This is a genomic window from Streptomyces sp. CNQ085 (genome assembly GCF_022614595.1).
GTDB lineage: Bacteria > Actinomycetota > Actinomycetes > Streptomycetales > Streptomycetaceae > Streptomyces.
Window position 1 is genome coordinate 1 of the sequence record NZ_JAJFAU010000052.1, and the last position, 7,790, is coordinate 7,790.

A 7,790-nucleotide genomic window follows, 5' to 3' on the forward strand; every position below is an offset into this window, starting at 1 on the left:
GCTCGGGCCCCGGCACGGGCCCGGGGCCCGAGCCCGGCACCCTCAAGCTGCGGGCGCCCGCGAACGCGGCCCCCACCGAGGCCGTCGGTGCCGCGGGACCGGGGCCGCTGCCCCGGCTGGTGGTCCTCGTCGACGACTTCGACACGCTGGTCGCCCCCGCTCTGGGCAACCCCGGCCGCCCGGCGGCCGGTTCGGTGGTCCGGGCGCTGGAGGCCGTGGCCCGGGACGGGGCTCGGCTGGGGGTGCATCTGGTAGCCGCCACCGGGCGGCCGGAGCACACCGGGCGGACGGCCACCGGGCAGGGCGCGGCCCTGCGGGCCTTCCTCGGCTCCGATGCCCCGAGCGGCCCGGAAGCCGGGTGCGGCCCGGGTGGCTCCGCGGAGGGGCCACTGCCGGGGCGCGGGACGCTGCACCGGCCGGATGGCTCGGTGACCGCCTTCCAGGCGGGCCGGGTGTCGGGCCGCATACCCCGGACGGCGACCCAGCGGCCGACGGTGGTTCCACTGGACTGGGCACGCGCAGGGGACCCTCCCGCCCGTCGTCCCGTACGCGAACTGGGCAACGGTCCGACCGATCTGGCGCTGCTCGCCAGCGCGGTCGAGCGTGCGGCCCGCGAGGCGGACGCCCCCGCTCCCCCTCCCCTGATGTGATGCCAACCTCTCTCTCCGGCGGGAGGTTGAAGCACCACGGCCATGAGCCGGTCGCGGAAGACGGCTTGACGTGTGAGGCACTGCCGCCAGGTGATGTGTTCAGCCGTGGGGACCGACCCAACGGGACGTAGGGCGCGGCCGTTCGACGGTCGGCCGTGCCCGCGGAGCGGGTGTCGCGCCGACCGCCGCGCCGGCGCTGTCGCCGGCGGCCGTCCGCGACGGGGGCGGCGACGGACGGGAGCCCACCGCCGGACTACCGGACTCGAAAGGGGCGGAGGTCCCAGATGGCGGCCGTGTGGACCGGCGCGGTGAAGCGGGGCCGCCCGGCGGCGCCGCGGGGGGGGGGGGGGGGGGGGGGGGGGGGCGTCCGCCCCCACCACCGTGCTTCCCGCGTTCCGGCCCGTCAGCGGTTGCTGCGCAGCAGTGTGCGCATCGTGCGCATCGCCACCGACAGGTTCGCCAAGTCGAAGGTGTCGGACTCGCGGATCTCCTCCAGCGTGGCCCTGGCTCGCCCCAGGACGGCGGCGCTCTTCTCCTCCCACGCCTGGAAGCGCTGCTCGGGGGTGGCGCTGCCGTCCCCCGCGGCCAGCACGTCCGCCGTGAGCAGCTGGTGGGCGGCATAGAGGTCCTCGCGGATCGCCGCGCGGGCCATCGACTGCCAGCGGTCGGAGCGCGGCAGCTCGCTCACCCTGTCCTGGAGCTCGGTGATCCCCAGCCGGTCGGCCAGGTCGTAGTAGACCTCGGCGACGTCCAGCAGTTCACGTCCCGTCCGGTCGGCGACGGCCACCACGTCCAGGGCGGGGAAGACGGACGAGAAGCCCGCCACCCGCAGCGCCAGCTCGCCGGGGACCCCGGCGCCGGTCAGCTCGTCGTTGACGCTCTGGTGCCAGTCCAGGTCCGCGCCCCTGAGCAGCTTGGGCAGCTGGGACCAGACCACCTCCACCCGCTCCTGGAAGACCTCGATGGTCTCGGCGAGCTTCAGCGGCTGAGGCCGGTTGTTCAGCAGCCAGCGGGTGCCCCGCTCCACCAGCCGCCTGGCGTGCAGCCGCATGCGGGTCTGGACGTCGGCGGCCACGGTGTTGTCCAGGTCCTCGACCTCGTCCCAGACGCGGGCCAGGCCGAAGATCTCCCGGGAGGCGGTGTGCGCCCGCACGATCTCCTCGGCCGAGGCGCCCGACTCCTCCTTCATCCGGTGCACCAGGGTCGAACCCCCGGTGTTGACCATGTCGTTGACCAGGAGCGTCGTGACGATCTCGCGCCGCAGGGCATGGCGCCCGATCTGCCCGGGGAAGCGTTCGCGCAGTGCGCTGGGGAAGTACGCGTGCGCCAGCCGCTGCAGATACGGGTCGTCCGCCAGGTCGGTGTCCGCCAGTTCCTCGGTGGCGGTGATCTTGGCGTACGCCAGCAGCACCGCCAGCTCGGGCTGGCTCAGCCCGCGGCCGTGTGCCAGCCTCTCGCGGATCTGCCGGTCGGCGGGCAGGAACTCCAGCTGTCGGTCCAGCCGTCCCCGGCGGGACAGGCTGCGCATGAGCCGCTGCTGGGCGTGGAGCAGGTCGGGCGCCTGCCGCATCGCGTTGGCCAGCGCCACGTTCTGCGCGTAGTTGTTGCGCAGCACCAGCTCGGCGACCTCATCGGTCATCTCCGCCAACAGCGCGTTGCGCTGCTTGACGGTCATGTCGCCGTCGGCGACGACCGAGTTGAGCAGGATCTTGATGTTGACCTCGTGGTCGGAGGAGTCCACGCCCGCGCTGTTGTCGATGGCGTCGGTGTTGATCCGGCCGCCCTCGTGCGCGAACTCGATGCGGCCGAGCTGGGTCAGGCCCAGGTTCCCGCCCTCTCCGACGACCCGCACGCGCAGGTCCCGGCCGTTGACGCGGATCGCGTCGTTGGCCTTGTCGCCGGCATCGGCGTCGGTCTCGGTGGACGCCTTGACGTAGGTGCCGATGCCGCCGTTCCACAGCAGGTCCACCGGGGCCCTGAGGATGGCCCTCATCAGCTCGGCCGGGGTCATCTTGGTGACGCCGCCCTCGATGCCCAGCGCCTGGCGCACCTGCGCGCCGACGGGGATGGACTTGGCGCCGCGGGAGTGGACGCCGCCGCCGGGCGACAGCAGCGAGGTGTCGTAGTCGGCCCAGGAGGAGCGCGGCAGTTCGAACAGCCGGCGGCGTTCGGCGTAGGAGGTGGCCGCGTCAGGGTCCGGGTCGAGGAAGATGTGCCGGTGGTCGAAGGCGGCCACCAGCCGGATGTGCTCGCTGAGCAGCATGCCGTTGCCGAAGACGTCCCCGGACATGTCGCCGATGCCGACGACCGTGAAGTCCTCGGTCTGGGTGTCGTGCCCGAGCTCACGGAAGTGCCGCTTGACCGACTCCCAGGCGCCGCGGGCGGTGATGCCCATGGCCTTGTGGTCGTAGCCGGCCGAGCCGCCGGAGGCGAATGCGTCGCCGAGCCAGAAGCCGTAGGCGGTGGCGACCTCGTTGGCCGTGTCGGAGAAGGAGGCGGTGCCCTTGTCGGCGGCGACGACCAGATAGGTGTCGTCCCCGTCGTGCCGCACCACGCGCTCGGGCGGCACGACCTGGCCGCCCACGAGGTTGTCGGTGATGTCGAGCATGCCGGAGATGAAGGTCTTGTAGCAGGCGACGCCCTCGGCCAGCCAGGCGTCGCGGTCCGCCGAGGGGTCGGGCAGCCGCTTGCCGACGAAGCCGCCCTTGGCTCCCACCGGCACGATCACCGTGTTCTTGACCTCCTGGGCCTTGACCAGTCCCAGGATCTCGGTGCGGAAGTCCTCGCGCCGGTCGGACCAGCGCAGGCCCCCGCGGGCGACCTTGCCGAAGCGCAGGTGCACGCCCTCCACCCGCGGCGAGTACACCCAGATCTCGTACGCCGGGCGGGGCGCGGGCAGGTCCGGGATGGCCTGCGGGTCGAACTTCATCGACACGTACGCGTGCGGCCGGCCCGATTCCTCGTCGCGCGGCTGGAAGTAGTTCGTGCGCAGAGTGGCCCTGATGAGGGTGAGGAAGGAGCGCAGGATGCGGTCCTCGTCCAGCGAGGCGACCTGGTCCAGCGCCCCGTCCAGCTCCTCCAGCAGACCGTCGGTCAGCTCGTGGCCGGCCGCGGCGCGGTCCGGGGAGAGCCGGGCCTCGAAGAGGCTGACCAGCAGCCGGGTGGTGTGGACGTTACGGCGGAGGGTGTCCTCCATGTAGTCCTGGCTGAAGGGCGAGCCGGCCTGCCGCAGGTACTTGGCGTAGGCGCGCAGCACCATCGCCTGCCGCCAGGTCAGGCCGGCCGACAGCACCAGCGCGTTGAAGCCGTCGCTCTCGGCCTCGCCGCTCCATACGGCGGCGAAGGTCTCCTGGAAGCGCCCGCGGGCGTCTCCCTCCAGGTTCTGCGCGTGGTTCGCCGGCAGCCGGAGCCCGAAGTCGTAGATCCATGCCGGGGAGCGGTCGGCGCAGCGCAGCTCGTAGGGACGCTCGTCGATGACCTCCACACCCATGGCCTGGAGGATCGGCAGCACGGCGGAGAGCGATACGGGCTCGCCGGTACGGTAGACCTTGAAGCGGCGCTCACCGGGGCCGGCTCCGACCGGCTCGTACAGGCTGAGCGCGAAGTCGCTGACGCCCTCGCCCCGTTCCAGGCCCTGGACGTACTGGAGGTCGGCGACGGCGGTGCGGGGTGGGAAGTCGGCCTTGTAGCCCTCGGGGAAGGCGCCGCCGTAGCGGTGCGCGAGCCTGGCCGCCCGCTCCTCTCCGACCTCGGCGACCAGCGCCTCGGAGAAACCGTCGGCCCAGGAGCGGGCGGCCTCCACCAGCCGGGCCTCGATGTGCTCGGCGTCGGCGTGGGTCAGCTCGGCCAGCTCGGTGCCCTGCGGGACGCGGACGACGAAGTGCAGCCGGGCGAGGACCGACTCGGTGTTCCAGGCGGTGAAGTCGACGCTGGTGCCGCCCAGCTCATCCATGAGGATGTCGGTCATCCGCAGCCGCACGGCGGTGGTGTAGCGGTCGCGCGGCAGGTAGACCAGTGCGGAGTAGTAGCGGCCGTACTCGTCCTGCCGCAGGTAGAGCCGGAGTTTGCGGCGCTCCTGGAGGTACAGCACGGAGGTGGCGATCTCGCGCAGCTCGTCGGCCGGGATCTGGAAGAGTTCGTCGCGCGGGTATGTCTCCAGGATCTGGAGCAGATCGCGGCCGTCGTGGCTGTCGGGGACGAAGCCGGTGTAGCCGAGCACCTCCTCGACCTTGCGGCGGATGACGGGCACCCGGCGCACCGACTCGGTGTAGGCGGCCGACGAGAACAGTCCTAGGAAGCGGCGCTCTCCCACCACGTTGCCCGCCTCGTCGAACTTCTTCACCCCGATGTAGTCGAGGTAGGAGGGGCGGTGGACGGTGGCCCGGCTGTTGGCCTTGGTCAGCACCAGCAGCCGGTGCTCGCGGGCCTTGGCGCGGGCACCGGCCGAGAGGCGGTTGAAGGAGGGCGACACCGGGTGGGCGTGGGTGTGGGCGGGCGCGTGGGGGCGGGCGGAGGCGCCGTCGTGGGCGGCGCCCGGCTCCCCGCCTCCCTGGTCGTCGTGGTGCGGGTCGGAGCGCAGAATGCCCAGGCCGGTACCCGGAACGGCACTGAGCAGCAGCTCCTCGGTGCCGTCCGCGGTCTCGGTGGTCAGCTCGTACTCACGGTATCCCAAGAACGTGAAGTGATCGTCCACGAGCCATCGCAGCAGCTCACGCGCCTCCTCGACTTCCTGCTCGGGCAGGTCGTCGGCGAGCGGCTCGCCGGGCAGGCCGTCGGCGATCCGGAGCGCCGCGCCGCGCATCTTCCGCCAGTCCTCGACGGCCTCGCGTACGTCCGACAGGACGCGCCGCAGATCGGCGGTGATCCGCTTCAGGTCCTCGCGGTCGGTCTCACGGTCGATCTCGACGTGGATCCAGGATTCGGTGAGCGCGTCGTCCGGCGTCTCGTTCCGGGGCCGGGCATCCGCGTCCAGGACCTGGAGCAGCCTGCCGGTGACGTCGCGGCGGACGACGACCTGGGGGTGGATCACCAGGTGGATGCCGCGCCCCTGTCTGGTCAGCTCGTTGGTGACCGAGTCCACCAGGAAGGGCATGTCGTCGGTGACGACCTCCACGACGCTGTGGGTGCACGTCCAGCCGTTCTCCTCGACGGAGGGGGTGTGGACGCGGACGCCGGCGGTGCCCTGGGGGCGCTGCTGGGCCAGTCGGCAGTGGGAGACCGCGGCCCCGTAGACATCGACCGGATCGCGGTCGGCGAGGTCCTCGGGGGCGGTGTGCAGGTAGTAGCGCTGGAGGTACGAGGCGAGGGTCCCGGCGTCCAGCCCCGGTACGGGTTGGCCGCCGGCGGGACCGCTGTCGGCCACCCGGGCGGCTCGTTCGAGCAGCTCGGCCTTTGCTTCGTCCAGCTTGGTCTGCATGTCGTCTGGCTCCTGTCGCGCGCCGTTGCGTGACGTCAAGGCGTTGAGGGTTTTTGAGGGCTTGACGCCGACACACCAAGTGTCCGCCGGAGCGGGGCGTCATGCCTGGAGACGGAGTGACCTGCGACATCCCCGGTCCCGGCGGCGTCGCACGGGTGCCCGGGGTCGGAGGCGACACTGCCTTCCGCGGATTTCTCGCTGATCACGCGGCTAGGCTACCTCCCATCGGCCGAACCCCGTCATGGACAGTATGTGTACAGAACCAGGGGTCGGAGTTGGACGTTGTGGACAGCTTCCGGCGGCTCACGGACGACGCGTGGCGTACGGCGCTCTCAGCCCTCCGAGATCACCCGCTCGGCCACCTCCACCGCCTCACCGAGGCTGTCCACCACCGGCACCCCGGCCGTCATCAGGCTGCTTCTGCTGTGCGAGCCGCCGGTGTACAGCACGGCCCGCGCTCCCACGGCCGCGGCGGCCACCGCGTCGTCCACGGCATCGCCGACCACCATGGTGCGGCGGGGGTCGAACCCGTCGAGCGCCGCCACGTGCGCCGCCATCTGCCGGGCCTTGCCGGCGCTCGACCCACTGCCGCCGCCGAGGTTCCCGTCGACCCGGACGAAGTGTTCCTCGATGCCGTGCCGGCGCACCAGCGGCACCAGACGGTCGTGCGGAGCCAGGGAGCACAGCGACTGGGTCAGCCCCGCCTCCCGTCGCGCGGCGAGCAGTTCGGCCGCGCCCTCAGTGAGCCCCACCCGCTCGATGCGCGCGAAGTAGTGCCGGTGGAAGGCCTCGTCCATCCCGGCCCACTCCTCCTCGGTGGGGAGCCTCCCCGTCAGCCTCTCGTAGAAGCGCGGCACCGGAACGCAGTACAGCTCCCGGTAGCGCTCCAGCGTGATGGCAGGCAGCCCTATCTCGGCGAAGGCGGCGTTGGTCGCCGCGATGACCGCGTCGATGTCGTGCAGCAGCGTGCCGTTCCAGTCCCACACGATGTGGGCTCTCCCCGTGGCCGAGTCCATGCCCCGACGGTAAGGGCTGGGTCCGACGGGCGACAGAGGCGGCCGGTGCCCCGGCCCGGGACACCTGTCCGGCAGCGGGCTCAGCCCAGCCCCTCCACGATGTCGCCGATCTCCTGGGTGGCGTACCACAGCAGCTCGTGGTCGTCCGCCCCGTCCACCGTGAAACGGGCGTCGTCGTCGCCCTGGTCGGCCGCGCCCAGCGCCTGGGCCGCCGCGGTGACGTCCGCTTCCGCCTCGCCCCCGTCGACGTGCACGGCGGCGGCCCGATCCAGCGGCAGGGCCCGCCCGATGCGCACCTCGCCCAGCGCGGCCGGGTCCAGGCCGCGGTCCGGGTCGGCCACCGCCTCGCGGTCGGGCACGTCGACGGCGACCACCACCCTGCGGCGCGGGACGTCCGGGGCGACGGCCAGGAGCCGCAGCGAGGCCTGTGCGGCGCGGCCGAGCGCGGCGTACTCCAGCTCCTCGATGTCGTCCGAGACATACCACTCGCGCAGTCCGGGGGTGACCGCGTAGGCGGTCAGCGGACCGGGGCCGAGCTCGCCCGCCCGGTGCGCGGCCGCCAGGCCGGACAGAGTGAGGGGGACATAGACGCGCATCGCCACCGCTTCCGTGTGAGGCCGCTCCGGGTGTTCCGACAGCATACGGCGGCTCCCGGCCGCCGGGCGTCCCCGGCCCCGCCCTGCGCCGTCCGCCCGGCGCGGGCGGACG

3 protein-coding genes and 1 pseudogene are annotated in these 7,790 nt (G+C 72.7%); 1 reads left to right on the plus strand and 3 read right to left on the minus strand.

Annotated elements, in window-relative coordinates; all coding sequences use genetic code 11:
* Positions 1–650: pseudogene (locus tag LJ221_RS11555) on the plus strand (cell division protein FtsK); the annotation flags it as partial.
* A gap of 403 nt (positions 651–1,053) precedes the next feature.
* On the opposite strand, the gene LJ221_RS11560 reads toward LJ221_RS11555, so the two are convergent.
* The 3 genes from LJ221_RS11560 to LJ221_RS11570 form a co-directional block, all read right to left on the minus strand.
* The gene (locus tag LJ221_RS11560) at positions 1,054–6,066 is read right to left on the minus strand and encodes an NAD-glutamate dehydrogenase (RefSeq protein ID WP_241716010.1); all 5,013 of its coding nucleotides are present in this window, start codon (positions 6,064–6,066) and stop codon (positions 1,054–1,056) included.
* A gap of 332 nt (positions 6,067–6,398) precedes the next feature.
* Positions 6,399–7,082 (minus strand): HAD family hydrolase, encoded by a 684-nt coding sequence (locus LJ221_RS11565; protein ID WP_241716012.1) that lies wholly within the window; start codon positions 7,080–7,082, stop codon positions 6,399–6,401.
* Positions 7,083–7,162: 80 nt separating this feature from the next.
* Positions 7,163–7,678 (minus strand): hypothetical protein, encoded by a 516-nt coding sequence (locus tag LJ221_RS11570; RefSeq protein ID WP_241716014.1) that lies wholly within the window; start codon positions 7,676–7,678, stop codon positions 7,163–7,165.
* Positions 7,679–7,790 lie beyond the last annotated feature (112 nt).

Bases quoted from the DNA above. Each gene is read 5' to 3' on its own strand.
- LJ221_RS11565 (WP_241716012.1), bottom strand. From the start codon at position 7,082: ATGGACTCGGCCACGGGGAGAGCCCACATCGTGTGGGACTGGAACGGC.
- LJ221_RS11560 (WP_241716010.1), bottom strand. From the start codon at position 6,066: ATGCAGACCAAGCTGGACGAAGCAAAGGCCGAGCTGCTCGAACGAGCC.
- LJ221_RS11570 (WP_241716014.1), bottom strand. From the start codon at position 7,678: ATGCGCGTCTATGTCCCCCTCACTCTGTCCGGCCTGGCGGCCGCGCAC.